Genomic DNA, 16285 nt, shown 5'->3' on the forward strand with positions numbered 1-16285 from the left:
TCAGTGGTCGTGTGAGTGACCACTTATATCTCCGCCCGCGACCAGTGCGTCGTGGTCGCCGTCGATCATATCCATGTCCTTCAGGTTGTCGCGTTCCTCGAAATCCTCGATGGCGTGAAGCAAGTCGTCCTGCATGAGTTCGGTTCGGTTTTCGGTGAGGGCTTCGAGCACCGCTTCGCGGAGGACGAGACGGAGGTCGCTCCCGGTGAGCCCTTGCGTCTTCGTCGCCAGTTCGTCGGGGTCGAAATCGTTGATTTTCATCCGGCGGGTGATGACCCGGAGGATGTCCGAACGCATCTGCACGTCCGGTTTCGGGAAGTTCATGATTTCGTCGAAGCGCCGCCACGCCGCCGCGTCGAGTTGGTCGGGATGGTTCGTCGCGCCGATGAGAAGCACGTCGTCCTGAATCAACGAGATGTTGTCGATGGATTTCAGGAGGGTGTTGACTGCTCGTTTGATGGCAGCGTGCTCGTCGCTCCGTCGCGTTTTGGCCACGAAGTCGAACTCGTCCATGAAGAGGATGCAGGGCGAGAGTCGCTTCGCCACCTCGAACACCTTCTCGACGTTTTTCGCCGTCTCGCCGAGATACTGGCTGGTTATCATCGATAGTTTCACCTCGACGAACGGGAGGTCTAAGTCGTATCCCAACGCCCGTGCCGTCGAGGTTTTCCCGGTACCCGGCGGGCCGACGAATAGGAGCTTTCCGATCTCCCGCAGGCCAATTTCCGCGAGATATTCGCGGTGCTCGATGGCCTTCATTATCTTCTGAATCTCGGCCTCCTGGTCTTCCGTGAGCACGAGGTCGTCCAGCGTCAGTTCGACCTCTTCCGGTGCGTGGATATCCACGAGATCGAGCATGCTCTCGCCGTCCTCGTCTTCCTCGTCGGGGTCGAAGTGCTGTTCGAGCAGGCTATCGATCCACGCCCGGTCGGACTGTACGGGACGGTTCGCCTCGCGCACAGCCTCGTAGTCCACATCGACGCCGTCGTAGTCGGAAAGTGTGTACGCCAGCGTTGGGTTCGCCGCGATCCGTTCCTCATCGCGCTCTACGAACCACTCTTCGGCCATCTCCCGCTGTGTCAACTCGATGCTCCCCGAGAAGGTGTCCCGGTCGGTGAACATCAGATCGGAAATCGCATCCCACGGCTGGTCGAGACCGGTTGCCTCGCGCGCCGTCTCGACCGATGTTTGAAGCGGTCGCTCTATCGTGCCATCGTGCCAAAACACCTGCCGGATGGCAGGTGGTAAGTCGTTTTCGTCGAGTTCTTGGTTCTCGCTATAGATGCGCGCGGTCAGCAAGAACTCGATTACGTCCAGCGCCCCGCTGTTCATTCTTCCGTAAATTGACGCGGGAGAATCTTAAGCGCGTCGAAGACCGGATCTGAGCGTTCACGGATAACGTGGCGTGGTTGTGAATCTGACATCCGGAAATTCAGAGCGACAGTACCCAACGCGAAGCAGACGTCGATTGTCTGCGTCAGGCGTCCGTCAAAGTTCGATTCTTCGCAACGAAAACGGTCTGTCGCTCACGTGACAGTCACTGTTGAAGCCGAACCGTTGGAACTCGTGGGTTCGATAGCCATCCATGTACGAGTCGATGTCCTCGGCGGTGCCGTCCTCAGACGTGCACGTCGAGAACGTTGTTGAGCGTGACGACGATTGGTGGTTTCTCGCCCGTCACGTCGATTGTGTGGTTCGTGCTGACGACCTCGGCGTCGGCAGTTTCGAAGTACCACGAAAGCGGAAGTCGAGCGTGTCACCCCTGCCCGGGAGGTGGTACCTCGTGGGCGGAGTGATCCGGTGAATCCAGTTCCTCGCCGAAGAACAGCACGTCAGTTCCCTCGTTCTCTCGTGAAATCCGTTGAAGGTCGGAGAGAAGCGGCTTCGCCTCGCTAGACGACGATTGAGCGTACTGGACGAGTTGATTGTCCGGACTCTGTGGGTTCTGGAAACTCGTGTCGTATGCCGCCATCCCGACCTGCGCCGAGACGAGCAGTAACAGGGCGACGGCGGCGACGGCGCTCACGTCGTCGCCGCGTTCGTAGCCCTCCCAGCCCAATCGGAAAATCAGCGCGAGTCCGACCGCCGCAGGGAACGCCAGCGAGATGACGGCATGCACCATCGCCCACGCGGGTTTGATATCCATCACGAGGGGATAGCCGAGAACGCTGGCGATGCCCCAGTAGAACCCGAACGAAACGATTGGGGTGGGACGCTCGCCGGAGTAGCGGTCTACGAGAAATCCGATGACTGCCAGCAGACACAGCGCCAGAGCACCGACTTCGAGCGTCCGGAAGGAGTCGGTGAGATACGGGAGATACGCGTGGTCGGAACTGTCAGACCAGCTGATGAATTTCTCCCACGCCCCGACGGTGGATTTGGTGAGGAGTTCCGAAATCATCCCCGGATTCGAAAACGACTTCCACAACCCCGGGCCGGGTTGGGTCTGTGACGGCGGCGCGTAGAAGAAGACGATGATGGCGAGGAACTCGACCACGGCGAGAAGGACGACGCCGATTCCGAGGAGTGCGGTTCGGACGATTGATTGCTTATCCTTCGTCCAGAGCCATCGGCGCAGTTTAGGTGGAATGATGCTGACGATTCCCTCGGAACCGACACGTCCGAGAAAGAGACGATGGTCGTAGACCAGCGCACCCGCGCCAACCCAACAGGCGAGATAGAGGAGGGCGTTTTCCTTCATCGTGAAGCCGAGTGCGAACGAGGCGACTCCGGCGAAGAAATATCGTAGTTTTCGGGTGTCCGAGAATCGGACGAAAAAGCCGAGCGCGAACACCATCACCATGGCCAATGGCACGTCGTTTCGCAGGAATCGCGAGTAGTAGAGCAGGATGGGATTCAGCGCGAGCAAGACCGCGAGTGCGACCGTTTCCGACGAGCGCAATCGCTCGCGGAACAGCAAGGCGGCGAGGGGAAGGCAACCCCCCATCAGCGCAACGACGAGTCGCATGGTGAAATCGTTCGCGCCGAACAGTGCAAACACGACCGAATTGACGTGGAAGAAAAACGGTCCGTGGACGAACCGGCGATAGAACCAGACGCCGTTTTCGGCGTACCGTGCCATCCAGTCCCACGAGGCGCAGGAAGAGGGCAACAGCCGTGATGCCGACAACAGCCAACTGGGTGCGGGTTGCATCCGCAGTGAGGGATTCTCGGATGGCGGAGACGGAAACCATCGAACGAGACTGAATCTCAGAGGACATGGCTATCGGAAACTCACTGAAATCGTCGGTCGGAAATTAGTGTGGAGAGTGGATTGCATTACGGATAAGTGTCATCGATGTGATTAAATACTTTCGAGGAATTCTGGAAAAAGAGAAAGTGGTTCGTTGGCACCCTGCGAACAGGCAGTACGCGGAGAGATTTGGTTACGCAGTTTGATTCACCGAGGCTTGTCCGTCTTCCACATAAATTGCCATATTACTGACGGTACACCCGCTGTCGAAGCCGTATCGGTGGAACTCGTATCGGCTGTAACCGTCCATGTACGGGTCGATGTCCTCGGCGGTGCCATCCTGGTCGGAACACGTCGAGGCGTTGTTCATCGTGACGACGATGGGCGGTTTCTCGCCCGCCAGATCGCTTGCGTTCTTGGTGCTCGTGATGTCCGCATCGGCGGCTTCGAAGTACCAAGCGAGTGGGAGGCGTTCGAACCACCCACCTCCGGCGGGTGCCACCTCGTGATCCGATTCGTCGGACGAGTAGAGTTCGCCGCCGTAGAAGAGCACATCAGTCCCTTCGTTCGTCCGTGCGATTCGCTGGAGGTCGTTGAGAAGCGGTTTCGCCTCGGACGACGATTGGGCGTACTGGACGAGTTGGTTGTCCGGACTCTGTGGATTCTGGTAGGAGGTGTCGTAGGCTGTCGCACCGACTTGTGCCGAAACGAGCAACAGCAGGACGACAGCGGCGATGACGCTTACGTCGTCCCGGCCCTCGTAGGCGTCTCGACCCCAGCGGAACACCAGCGCGAGCCCGACTGCGGCCGGGAACGCCAACGGAACGATGGCGTGAACGGTCGCCCATCCGGCCTTGATGTCCATCACGAGCGGATAGCCGAGGATGCTGGCGACGCCCCAGTAAAATCCGAATGCGACGACGTCGTTCGGCAGGTCACCCGAGTAGCGGTCAACGAGGAATCCGACCACGGCGAGGAGGCAGAGGGCCAACGCACCGACTTCCAGCGTTTCGACGAAATCACCCAAAAACGGGAGATACGAATGGTCGGTGTGCCCCGTCCAACTCTGAAACTCGTTCCACGTGCCGAGGGTCGCGGTTCCGATGACTTCCGGAACCATACCCGGGCTCGAAAACGCCTTCCAGAGACCTGGGCCGGGTTGTGTCTGTGACCGTGGGGCGTAAAAGAGGATGATGATGGCGAGGAACTCGATAACTGCGAGGAATGTGACACCGATTCCGATGAGGGCAGTCAGCGCGAGCGACTGCCGGTCGGTTTCCCGAACCCAGTTTCGCAGTCGTGGGGGAATCGCCGCCGCGATACCGTCGTTGCCGACTCGTCGCAGGAAGAGACGGTGGTCATAGAGCAGTACGCCCGCCCCCGCCCAACAGGCCGCGTACAGCAGGGCGTTTTCCTTCATGGTAAAGCCGAGTGCGAACGAGGCGACACCCGCGAACAGATAGCGCAGTTTCCGAGTGTCCGAAAACCGAACCAAAAAGCCGAGCGCGAACACCATCGCCGCGGCCAGCGGCACGTCGTTTCGCATGAACCGTGAGTAGTAGAGCAAGACGGGGTTGAACGCGAACAGAACCGCAAGTGCGATCGTCTCGGACGGTCGGAGTCGCTCACGGAACAACAAGGCCGAAAGCGGCAGGAGACCGCCCAACAGCGCGACGATGAGTCGCATCGAGAAATCGTTCGCGCCGAACAGGGAGAACAGAATCGAGTTGACGTGAACGAGAAACGGACCGTGAACGATGGGCCGATACTGCCAGATACCCGTTTCGGCGTAACGGGCTATCCAGTAGGCGACACGGGCCTCGTCCTGATGCGCGACGCGGCCGCCGAGATCCACGAGGCGGAGTGCGAGTGCGAAGATAGTGACGAGGAGGATGAGCGGAACCGGGTTGGTAAAGCGCGTCAGCAGACCCGACTCTTCGCTCGACGGGAGGGAGCGGGAACGAGTATGCTTCTGTGCGGTGTCGGAACCTTGCATCGTCAGGAGTCACAGACGATATGGACTCGGTTCGGACAAATAGTTTCTGAACCCCTATCGATAGTCAATAAACTTACAAACTATTTCTCATTTACTCGAAGTTCTACCGCCACTTAAGGGCATCCGGCGAGAACGGTCAGGCATGAGTAGCGACACCACACCAGTCATCGTCAAAGCAGTCAGAACGCCGCAAGGAAAAGACGGTGGCGTGTACGAAGAGGTTCGAAGCGAAGACCTTTCGATTCCACTCATCAACACGATTCTCTCGGAGACAGGTCTGACGGGTGACCACATCAACGACCTCATGTGGGGCGTCGCCCAACAGCGCGGCCAGCAGGACAACAACGTCGCGCGAATCATCGCGCTCCTCTCCGACCTCGGCGAGAGCGTCCCGGCGACGACCATCAACCGATGGTGTGCCTCCTCCATGCAATCGCTCATCAGCGCGAGCGACGCGATTCGGGCGGGCCAGCGGGAGGCCGTCATCGCGGGCGGCGTGGAGAACATGTCTCGCGTCCCGATGTCCGGCGCCTACGAGGGACGAAACTTCCACCCCGAGATGTCTGAGCAGTACAACCTCCCCGAACTCCAGATGGGGATGACCGCCGAGAAGGTCGCCGAGGAGTTCAACATCTCCCGCGAAGACCAGGACGAGTACGCCCTCCGGAGCCACCAGCGCGCCGCAGCGGCGACCGAGGAAGGCCGGTTCGACGACGAAATCGTCCCCATCGAAACCGACGAGGGACTCGTCGAGGCGGACGAAGGTATCCGCCCCGACACCACCATAGAAGCACTTCAGGGCCTCCCGAGCGTGTTCAAAGCCGACGGAACGGTTACGCCTGGCAACGCGTCCCAGATTTCCGACGGTGCGGCCGCAACCCTCGTCACCAGCGAAGCCTTCGCGGAAGACCACGGCCTCGACATCCTCGCCTACGTCGGCGACAACAACGTCGCTGGCGTCGACCCGACGATGATGGGAATCGGCCCGGTTCCGGCAACCCAAGGCTTGCTCGAACGCACGGGTGAGGACATCGACGAGTTCGACCTCGTGGAACTCAACGAGGCCTTCGCCAGCCAGACGCTTTACTGCCAGCGCGAACTCGGCGTCGATGACGAGAAGTTCAACGTCAACGGCGGCGCAATCGCCGTCGGACACCCGCTCGGTGCGTCGGGCGCACGACTCCCCGTGACGCTCGTCCACGAAATGCAAAAGCGTGATGCCAAGAAAGGACTCGCGACACTCTGTGTCGGCTTCGGACAGGGCGGCGCGATGACGTTCGAACGGCGGTAGACAGACTACAACGTCTTTTTCATCTCCACCACGATTCCCTCCACTTCCGTCGATTCGTGGCTGGAAAACTCGTGGGCGTGTTCCCGCACTCGCTCGTAGCCGTGCGACTCGTAGAACGGCACCGCGTTGAGCGACGCCGAAAGCCCGAGGACTCGGATACCCTTTTCTCGTGCGCGACGTTCCAATTCGGTGTAAATTTTCGACCCCACGCCGTCGCGGGCGACCTCAGGATGGACGTAGACCGCCGTTATTTCGGCGTCCACCGTCGCCTCGTATCCCTCGGGTGACTCGTACTGGAAGGAACCGAACCCGAGCACACCCCGTTCGTCTTCGGCAACGATGTAGTAGCGGGACTCCGAGCCGATGGCCGCCGAATAATCAGCGGACTCACAGCCCTGTGCCCACGCATTGACTTGTTCCCGTGAATATCCGTCCCGTCCCAATACAGTGATGGATTCGGCGTGAACGCGACGCACGGCGTCGCTATCCGCGGGCATCGCCTCTCGGATTCGCATGGGGAAAAGTGGTTTCCGTTTCAGTTAGAATAGTCGGTTCGACAGACCGTCTATCGGATTTAGTCCGCGCTCACGATATCGGAACTCTCGGAAACCGTTCCATCGTCGTTCCAGCCCCGTTCTTCGTAATACTCCGAGAGTGCGTTCTCAAACTCGGGCAGGTCGTACGGGAGCGTATCGTCCTCCCGGTCGAACCCGCGTCGGTTGTTGAAGTGTCGTTCGAGTTCGACCACTTCGGCACCCATCGCCAGCAAGTCGTCGTACTCCGCATCGAGCAGGGTTTCGAGGCGCTCTTCCGTCATGAAGTCCCAGGAAAACTTGCAGACGACGCCGCTGTCGAGGACGGCATTGTGGTTCTCTTTCTCGACGAAAAGCGGCGGTTTGCCCTCCAATCCGGTCGGGTCAACTGCCTCGTCCTTGCCGACGAGCGGGTACTCCTTCGAGTAGAACTCGGCGTACATGTGATCCGCACCGCGGTTGGAAACCGCGAAGGCGAGCCCCTGCCCGTTCAGAGTACGACCGTCGTGGGCCGAAAATTCGAGCCCTTTGACCGTCCAATCCTCCACGCCGAGTTCGTCAGCGGCGCGGTGGACACCCTCCGCGAGCAGGTCGCCTTCGTCCTCGCGGTAGGCGATTTTCTCGACGAGTTCGTGGATGAGGTCGCTGTTGCCGAACTCGTCGTTTGCGGCGAGATACGCGGAGATCACGTCACCGCAGGAGATAGTGTCCATCCCCAACTCGTCACAGAGGTCGTTCGACTTCATCACCGAGACGACATCGTCCACGCCCGCGTTGCTCCCGAACGTCATCACCGTCTCGTACTCCGGTCCTTCGGTTTCCAGTCCAGTCTCCTCGTCCTTCGTCGGCAGCTTACAGGCAAAGGCACACTGCGAACAGGTCCCTTCTTGTATTTCTTATCGGAGACCGCACCGCCACCGATCTCGTTCGCACCGTCGAATTCCAGTTCCGAAAAGTAGTGAGTCGGAAGCGCGCTGACGTGGTTTGCGTACTCCGTCACGCTGGTCGTTCCGGCCTCGTTCATCGGGTGATCATCGGCAGTTGCAGCCTCTCGATGCACGTCCATCTGAATCGGGTCGATGTCAATATCCGGCGCGGAGTCGCCGTCGAAGGAAATGCACTTGACGTTCTTCGAACCCATCACCGCGCCAAGGCCGCCCCGACCGAACGCGCGGTGTTCGGTTGTCATGATCGACGCGAACCGCACGCGGTTTTCGCCCGCCGGACCAGCGACGAGGAGTTGTTCGTCGCCGAGCCCATGTTCGTCGGCCATGTACTCGCCGACCTCGGAGGTCGTCGCCCCGACGAGTTCGGAAACGTCCTCGAACTCGATTTCCTCGTCCGTAATGTGAATCGCCACCAGGTCGTCGCTCTTGCTGGTGAGTTCCACCGCACCGTAGCCAGTCGCACCGAAATGACGGGAGAGAAACCCACCGGCATTCGAGGAGAGTAATCCACCCGTGAGTGGCGAGATGCCGGTACAGTTCATCCGGCCGGTGAAGCTCATGTTCGAGGTTTGCATCGGGCCGGTCGTGAAAAACAGCCTGTTTTCGGGGCCGAACGGGTCGGCGTCGAACGGAATCCGGTCGTGGGCGAGTTTCGTCCCGACACCCCGACCACCGACGAACGACGACAGTACGCCATCGATGTCCTCGGTTCGTGTTTCTCGGTCATCCGCGTCGATGGTCAGCAGCGAACCCTCGGTGTGAATCATATCGGGAGTTTGGGGACAGGATACGATAATAACACAGATCGTGGTTCGACAGACGTTTTATCAGTAAGATACCTTGTTTTCCACCGTTAGACAGCCTAAACGGACGAATATCTTTTTGCGGTTCTGACTCGAAGTTGAGGCAGTGTAACGCTCAGTAGGACGACTACAGCGCGCTGTCGATCATGACAACCGAGCCATCATCCGGAACACGGATGCTTTCACGCGACATGGCGTTCGAAATCCTCACGAACGCCCGGCGTCGGTACACGCTTTCGTACCTTCGGTCACAGTCGGGAGCAGTCTCCATCGGCGAACTCGCCGAAGTGGTCGCGGCGTGGGAAAACGAGACGTCGGTCGAACTCGTCTCTTCGAAAGAACGAAAATCGGTCTACACCTCGCTCTATCAGACACACCTCCCGAAGATGGCCGACGCGGGCGTAATCGACTACGACAGACAGCGAGGAAACGTGCAACTCAGCGACCGGGCGAACGAACTCGATGACTATCTCTACCCGGCGACCGAATCCTCGAATTGGAGTACATATTACCTCGGACTGGCGCTCGTCGGCGGAGCGGTCGTCATCTGCCGATTGATCGGAATGTATCCGCTTACGGAAGTACCCATTCTCGTGTACGCCGGATTACTCCTCGGGTCGTTCGTGTTACTCTCAGCAGTCAACCTCGAGCTCGTTCGTAGAAATCGGAACAGAGGGCGGTAGGTGGCCGTGTTCGGGTCGAAAACGGTTATCGTGGGTGACAGAGATCGATAGCGTTCCGAACCGCTTCTCTGCGTCCGAGGAACGTGATGTGGTCACCCTGCTGGAGCGTGAAGTCTTCGCTCGGCACGCTCGTCTCGCCGTTTCGGCCGACGAGCGCGATGAGGACGCCGTTCGGGAGGTCGGAGTCCAACTCGGTAATGGTTTTACCGACGAGATCTTTTGCGGTGACTTCGATTTCCTGTACGTCACCACTTCGACCGAGTTCGGTCATCCAGTTCGAGAGCGCCGGACGTTCGATGACGTTGTCGATGGCCCACGCAGTCGCGAGCGACGAGGAAATCGTTCGGACACCGAGGTCTTCGAAGGCATCCACGTTGTCCGGGTTGTTCGCCCGGGCGATGATGGTTTCCGCGTCGAACTTCGAATCGGCGAGTTGCGCGACCAGTAAGTTCACGTCGTCGTCGCCAGTCGCGGCCACGACGATTTTTGCGTTGTCGGCACCGGCCGCCCGAAGGACATCCGTATCCGTGCCATCTCCGCGATGGACAGTGAAGCCGTTATCTCGGGCGGTCGCAATTATCGATTCGTCCTGCTCGATAAGCACGACGTTCTCTCCACGGTCTTCGAGGCGTTCGGCGAGCGCACGGCCCACCTTTCCGCCTCCGATGATGAGTACACGCATTGGAATCACGTTCAGTCGTTCCGCGATGTGTCGAGCGAAGCCAGCCTCGAACACGACGGTGACGAGGATGACGAGAAAGACGGTTCCGATGAGGGTCGTCGCTGCGGCCCCCGAGTTCGGAATCTCCGGGGTGTTCTGGAGTCGAAACGCGAACAACGTCGCGACGGACGCCGGGATGATGCCGCGCGGGCCGACGAAGCTCACAAACAGTTTTTCGCCGCGCGTGAACCGGGTTCCGGTAGTCGAAACGAATACGAGGAACGGTCGGATGAGGAACATCACCGCGAGGACGACGACCACACCGCCGACGCCCAGCGAAAACAGGTCGCTCGGCTCCAGCAGGGCCGCCAGCGTGATGAACACGAACGAAAGGACGACCAGCGTAATGTCGCCTTTGAACTCCTCGATTTTCTCCTCGTAGGGTAGGTTCGCGTTACCCAGAATGATGCCCGCCGTCGCAACCGCGGCGATACCTGCTTCTTTTGCGAAGAAGTCCGCAACGGCGTAGGCGACGAGTGCCCCCGCTAGAACGAGCAGACGGGAGTTCTGTGGTGCGTTTTCCCGCGAGAGGTCGACGTGACGAAGCACGTACCAGATGACGAGGGAAATCAGCAAGCCGACGATGAGTCCGGTGCCGAGTTTCGCCATGAACTCGCTCAAAAACTCGGCAAGCGCGAACGATTCGTTCCCCGTGAGGACAACGACCTCGAACATCACGACTGCGAGAATCGCCGCCGTCACGTCGTTGACGATACCTTCCGTCTCCAGCGCCGCACCGACCCGGTCGCGAACCGCGACGACGGACAGAATCGGCGTGATGACGGTCGGACCGGTCGCCACGAGGAGCGCGCCGATGAGAAACGACAGGTCCCAAGCCGCACCGAGTGCGAAGTGGACGACAATGGCGGTTCCGACGAGCGAGATGGCCGCACCGATGGTGACGAGACGAATCTGTGCGGACGGTGCCTCGCGGAGTTTGTTTAGTTTAAGATGGAACGCACCCTCGAAGACGATGATGGCGACGCTCAGACCGACGATTGCCGACAGCGCGCCGCCGAACGACGTGGGGTCGAGTAGCCCGACCCCGACAGGACCGACGATGATACCTGCCGAAAGCAGAAACAGCACGCTCGGCACGCGAAATCTGTCTGCCAGCACCTGCGCTACGACGCCGACGCCGATGATGGCCGCGACGATGTAAATCAACTCGGCACTTGCCCCAGAGCTCACGGGCTAGCCTCCATGTACTGGAAATGAGTAACCCGATAGTATAAAAACGCCCGCACTTAGTCGGCGTATATTGCCTCGATGTCGTCGGCGAACCGGTCGAGGATGTTCCGGCGCTTTTTCTTCATCGTCGGGGTGAGAAGGTCGTTTTCCTCCGTAAACTCGACCGGAACAACCCTGAACTGCTTGATTTGTTCGTACGACTCGAATCGCTGGTTTGCCACTTCGACTTCGGCTTCGATCCACTCGGAAACCGTCTCGTTCCGACACAGTTCGCGGGAATCGTCGGGGAGCGAGACGCCCTCGCGTTTCGCCCGGGAGCGAACTTCCGCTTCGTTCGGGACGATGAGCGCGCTGACGAACTTCCGCCCGTCGCCCATCACCATACACTGCTCGATGATATCGCATGCGGCGAACGCGTCTTCGATGGGGCCGGGGGCGACGTTCTTGCCTGTCGAGAGCACGAGCAGCTCCTTCGCTCGCTCACGGAAGGCGATGTAGCCGTCGGGGCGAATTTCCACGATGTCGCCGGTTCGGAACCACCCATCCTCGGTAAAGGCTTCCTCGGTGGCTTCAGGCATGTTCCAGTAGCCGTCAGTGACGTTCGGCCCTTTGACGAGAAGTTCGCCGACCTCACCCGCCGCGTCGTCGAACTCCGCGCCGACCATCGACGTGTCGAGTTTTACCTCCTGATCCAGCACCGGCGGGCCGATAGTTCCGATTTTCGGATCCTCAGGTGGGTTGACGGAAATGACCGGCGACGTTTCCGTCAGACCGTATCCTTCGAGGATAGGGAGTCCCATGCCGTGATAGAGCGCACAGAGGTCGGCGGACAGGCTTCCGCCGCCGCTGATGAGGAACTCCACGTTACCGCCGAGGCCTTGCTTTACCTTGTCGAAGACGAGTTTGTCCGCGAGAATTTTTTTCGCTCGAAGGCCGATTCCCGGCGAGTCGGTTTCGTGATATTCGACACCAACGTCGGTGGCCCACTCGAAGATTTTGCGCTTCGTGTCGTTCTCCTCGGCTTGCGAGCGAATCGCGTCGTAGATTCGTTCGTACACGCGCGGAACGCTGGTTCCGGTCGTCGGCCGAACCGCCTGGAAGTCGTCCTGGAGCGTGTCGGGACTCTCCGCGTAGGCCACCGTCGCCCCGGCGGCGAACATCAGGAAATGCCCGGCCATTCGCTCAAAAACGTGTGCAAGCGGGAGGAAGGAGACGGTGCTCGAATCCTCATCGATGGTTGGGACGGTTTTGTCCGGACGGGGACCGAACCGCCGGTAGGACTGGTTGACGTTGGAACGGAAGTTCCAGTGTGAGAGTCGAACCCCCTTCGGCCGCCCGGTCGTCCCGCTGGTGTAGATGAGCGTGGCGAGGTCGTCCGGGTCGCGGGCGTCAAGCCACGATTCGTACTCTTCCGCGTCGAACACCTCGGCACCACGGTCGTGAACCGCCGCGAGGGTGTAGAGGTCGTCGCGGTCGTACTCCCGGGAGAGGGAGTCCATCACGATGATGAATTCGAGGTCGAGTTCGTCCTCCGCGTCGAAAACGCGCTCCAGCAGGTCTTCGTTCTCGACGACGACGCCGGTCGCTTCCGGGTCTCCGAGTAGGTACTGAACCTGCGAAACCGACGAACTCCGGTAGACGGTGGTGACGACTGCACCCGCCGCGAGCAGGGCGAAGTCGGTTTGTGCCCACTCCATTCGCGTGTCGGCGAAGATGCCGATTCGGTCGTCCGCGGTGACGCCGAGAGAACGGAATCCGGCGGCGAGATTGCGGACGATGTCGCGCATCTTCGCGTACGAAAGTGCACGAAACTCGCCGTCTGGGGCCGCCGGAATCACGGTTTCGGTGAGCGAGCGACGGTACACGCCGCCCTTGTACTGCTGTGCGGGACGGTTCGCGTGTCGCTCGGCGCTGCCCTCGAACATTCGCGCCAGCGTCGTCCGCTCGATGACCGGGTCGGTGTACTCCTGCTCGGCGTTACGCCACTCCATACCACCCTTTCAAACCCCCGTGGCTTAAGATAGTGTAAAACGATACAAGAGTTTATTGACGTTTTCTCGGATTCGGGCTCACTATTCGTCCTCTTTCTGGTCGAGATAATGAAGAACGCCGCGAGTGTTTAACACGATTTCGGCGCGGGCCTTTCGCTCGCCCCACACGTCGTCCATCTCCTGTTCGTCAACGAAGTGCTCGATGACGGCTTCATCGTCGTCCTCGGCGGCGCGCCGGGATTCGATCGCAGCGACCCACTCCGAGAGGACTTCGCCGTACTCGTCCATCGCCTCGTCGGAGTAGGGACGCGGCCCGAAGTGCGGATATAGAAGCGTCGTCGGTTCGATTTCCCGAATGGTCTCCACGTCGTCCAGACACTGTTCAAGGTCGAAATCCGACGGTGGGGAGGTTTCGCGAATCTGCTCGATGCTCGGCACCCAAATACCTGCCGCGTCGGCGACGAACACCGCATCGTTCTGACGGTCGTAGAAAATGACTTGGTGTGGGGCGTGCCCCGGCGCGTAGATGACGTCCAACTCGTGGCCGCAGTCGAGGACGTCGCCGTCGGTCAGTTCGACGACGCGCTCTTCAGGAACCGGTTTCGGTTCGACGTAGAACTCCCACTGGTCGCCGACCGCGCTCTTCGTCCCCTTGACGAGATATTCCGGATTCACGAGGTGGCGAGCACCGATTTCGTGGATGTACACGTCCGCGTTCGGGCACGCCTCGGCGAGGAAGCCCGCACCGCCAGCGTGGTCGAGGTGGACGTGCGTCAGCACGATGGAGTCCAACTCCTCTCGCTCGATGTCGAGTTCATCCAGCGCGTCGAGGATTCGTTCGTAGTTCGTCCCGATGCCCGAGTCGATGAGTGCCGGTTTTTCCGTATCGAGGATGTACACCGCGCCGTAGGCCTCGGTGTCGTACATGCCGGTGTCGAGGTAGTAAAGGTCGGAACAGTCGTCCGTCGTAACTTCCCGAAGGTCGCCGATTGCCATGTAGGAGTCAATGTGAGTTGCTGGGAAAAAACGATTCGCGTCTAGCATGGGGAAAAGACGGTTCGCTGGAGGCCGGTTTTTCGGGATACTCGTTTCCGAGTCGGCCTGTGCCAAGCAGGTAGCAAATCACGACAACAAACACCGCAACCGCACCTCGTCCCTCGCGCGGGTGGCCCGTTTCCGGGCCACCTTCGCGCGCCGAAAATGACGAGGGGATTTTCTACGGAACACATCGAACATACACAAGAGCGCGCCGCTCGTCCTTCTGAACCCTGGTGGATTGAAAGGGCAAGCATTCTCGGCGAACCCCGATCCCGCAAGCACTGGAGAGTACGACCGAAGGGAGCGCTCGAAGCGCGCAGCGCGGGTCGCGGGAGTCGAGAACGCGAGGGATTTCTGGGTCACGGCACTGCCAATCTCTGTTGAGTAGTTCCCAGTTCCGTTCTCCCGGAAGCAACCCAACCACAGACCGTCCCAAAATCCAGAGAGCGATACGGTTTTTTGCAGGCGGACTGAAATCCGAGACAGGAATGCTCGACAGGAAGTACATCAGGGAACATCCCGACAAAGTCCGGGCGGCCCTCGAAAATCGAGGTGCCGACGTGGACGTTGACGAGTTCCTCGCGCTGGACGAGGAGTGGCGAAAACTGAAGGCGCAGGGCGACGACCTGCGCCACGAACGAAACGAGGTCAGCCGAAGCATCGGCGACCTGAAACAGGAAGGCAAGGAGGAGGAAGCCCAGGAAGCAATCGAGCGGTCGAGCGCCCTCAAAGCCGAACTGGAGGAGGTCGAGGAGCGCGCCGACGAACTCGACTCGGAACTCGAAGAACGAAGCCTCGAAATTCCGAACGTACCACACGAGAGCGTGCCGGTCGGCGAGGACGAAGACGACAACGAGGAAGTCCGAAGGGAAGGCTTCGACAGTCTGCGCGACCTGCCGACGGAAATCGTCCCGCACTACGACCTCGGTGAAGACCTCGAAATCATCGACGAGGCACGCGGCGCGAAGGTCTCCGGCAGTGGTTTCTATTTCCTCAAGGGTGACGGGGCGCGACTCGAACACGCACTCATCCAATTCATGCTGGACGTACACCGCGAGCAGGAGTACGTAGACGTGTTCCCGCCGGTGCCGGTCGATAGCGAAGCGATGACCGGGACGGGACAACTGCCGAAGTTCGCCGAGGACGCCTACAAAATCGAGGACGACGACCTCTGGCTCTGCCCGACTGCGGAGGTTCCGGTGACGAACATGTACGCAGACGACATCCTCCTGCGCGGCGACCTCCCGCTGAAACACCAAGCCTACACGCCGAACTTCCGCCGGGAGGCCGGAGAACACGGCGTGGCGACTCGCGGAATCGTGCGCGTCCACCAGTTCAACAAGGTCGAACTGGTCAACTTCGTCGAACCCGAGGAAAGCTACGACCGACTCGAAGGATTGCTCGCGGAGGCCGAGGAAGTGCTCCAGAAGCTCGGGCTGCCCTACCGCATCCTCAACCTCTGTACCGGCGACCTCACCTTCTCGTCGGCGAAGACCTACGACATCGAGGTCTGGGCACCCGGCGACGACATGGAAGACGGTCCGGAAGAGGGTGGCCGCTGGCTCGAAGTCTCGTCGGCCTCGAACTTCGAGGACTTCCAAGCCCGGAGAGCGGGACTGCGCTACCGCCCCGAACGCCACGAATCGACGGAGTACCTACACACCCTGAACGCATCGGGAACCGCAATCGGGCGCGTCATGGTGGCCATCCTCGAATACTACCAGAACGACGACGGCACCGTCACGGTTCCGAAAATCCTGCGCCCGTACATGGGCGGACAGGAAGTCATCGAGGGCCACGAACCTGTCGGCGAGAGCGCCCTCGGCTCGGGCGACAAAGAGTAAAAGAGTTCTCTCACTTTTCAGAAAGTATTCAAAATAGTTGGAGTAGCAACAAGT

At 60.0% G+C, this 16285-nt stretch carries 10 protein-coding genes and 1 pseudogene; 3 read left to right on the top strand and 8 right to left on the bottom strand.

Going from position 1 to position 16285, the window contains the following annotated elements; translation table 11 throughout:
• The 3 genes from ACN2TU_RS11525 to ACN2TU_RS11535 all read right to left on the bottom strand — a co-directional run bounded on the left by ACN2TU_RS11525 (position 1) and on the right by ACN2TU_RS11535 (position 5189).
• Positions 1-1332 carry an ATP-binding protein gene (locus ACN2TU_RS11525; protein ID WP_435155464.1) on the bottom strand — a complete coding sequence of 444 codons (1332 nt, stop codon included), beginning with the start codon at positions 1330-1332 and terminating at the stop codon, positions 1-3.
• Between the two features lie 424 nt (positions 1333-1756).
• On the bottom strand, positions 1757-3082 hold the full coding sequence (locus ACN2TU_RS11530; RefSeq protein ID WP_435155466.1) for a flippase activity-associated protein Agl23: 1326 nt from the start codon (positions 3080-3082) through the stop codon (positions 1757-1759).
• A gap of 304 nt (positions 3083-3386) precedes the next feature.
• The gene (locus ACN2TU_RS11535; RefSeq protein ID WP_435155467.1) at positions 3387-5189 is read right to left on the bottom strand and encodes a flippase activity-associated protein Agl23; all 1803 of its coding nucleotides are present in this window, start codon (positions 5187-5189) and stop codon (positions 3387-3389) included.
• 142 nt (positions 5190-5331) lie between these two features.
• Here ACN2TU_RS11535 and ACN2TU_RS11540 point away from each other — a divergent pair, with 142 nt between their 5' ends.
• On the top strand, positions 5332-6480 hold the full coding sequence (locus ACN2TU_RS11540) for a thiolase family protein (protein ID WP_435155469.1): 1149 nt from the start codon (positions 5332-5334) through the stop codon (positions 6478-6480).
• 5 nt (positions 6481-6485) lie between these two features.
• Here the strand turns inward: ACN2TU_RS11540 and ACN2TU_RS11545 are convergent, their stop codons facing one another.
• Together ACN2TU_RS11545 and ACN2TU_RS11550 are read right to left on the bottom strand one after the other, a co-directional pair.
• Positions 6486-6995 carry a GNAT family N-acetyltransferase gene (locus ACN2TU_RS11545; RefSeq protein ID WP_435155471.1) on the bottom strand — a complete coding sequence of 170 codons (510 nt, stop codon included), beginning with the start codon at positions 6993-6995 and terminating at the stop codon, positions 6486-6488.
• A gap of 59 nt (positions 6996-7054) precedes the next feature.
• Positions 7055-8727 (bottom strand): annotated as a pseudogene (locus ACN2TU_RS11550) (aldehyde ferredoxin oxidoreductase family protein).
• A 182-nt stretch (positions 8728-8909) separates the two neighbouring features.
• On the opposite strand from ACN2TU_RS11550, the gene ACN2TU_RS11555 reads away from it, so the two are divergent.
• The gene (locus tag ACN2TU_RS11555) at positions 8910-9446 is read left to right on the top strand and encodes a DUF7344 domain-containing protein (protein WP_435155473.1); all 537 of its coding nucleotides are present in this window, start codon (positions 8910-8912) and stop codon (positions 9444-9446) included.
• Between the two features lie 25 nt (positions 9447-9471).
• Here the strand turns inward: ACN2TU_RS11555 and ACN2TU_RS11560 are convergent, their stop codons facing one another.
• The 3 genes from ACN2TU_RS11560 to ACN2TU_RS11570 form a co-directional block, all read right to left on the bottom strand.
• Entirely contained in the window at positions 9472-11358 is a 1887-nt protein-coding gene (locus ACN2TU_RS11560) for a cation:proton antiporter domain-containing protein (RefSeq protein WP_435155475.1), read from the bottom strand.
• Between the two features lie 56 nt (positions 11359-11414).
• Positions 11415-13349: an AMP-dependent synthetase/ligase gene (locus tag ACN2TU_RS11565; RefSeq protein ID WP_435155477.1), complete on the bottom strand. Its 1935-nt coding sequence runs from the start codon at positions 13347-13349 to the stop codon at positions 11415-11417.
• Positions 13350-13430: 81 nt separating this feature from the next.
• Positions 13431-14345 (bottom strand): MBL fold metallo-hydrolase, encoded by a 915-nt coding sequence (locus tag ACN2TU_RS11570; protein WP_435155479.1) that lies wholly within the window; start codon positions 14343-14345, stop codon positions 13431-13433.
• Between the two features lie 530 nt (positions 14346-14875).
• On the opposite strand from ACN2TU_RS11570, the gene serS reads away from it, so the two are divergent.
• Positions 14876-16231 (top strand): serine--tRNA ligase, encoded by a 1356-nt coding sequence (gene serS / locus ACN2TU_RS11575; RefSeq protein ID WP_435155481.1) that lies wholly within the window; start codon positions 14876-14878, stop codon positions 16229-16231.
• Positions 16232-16285 lie beyond the last annotated feature (54 nt).

This window comes from Haladaptatus marinus, assembly GCF_051194195.1.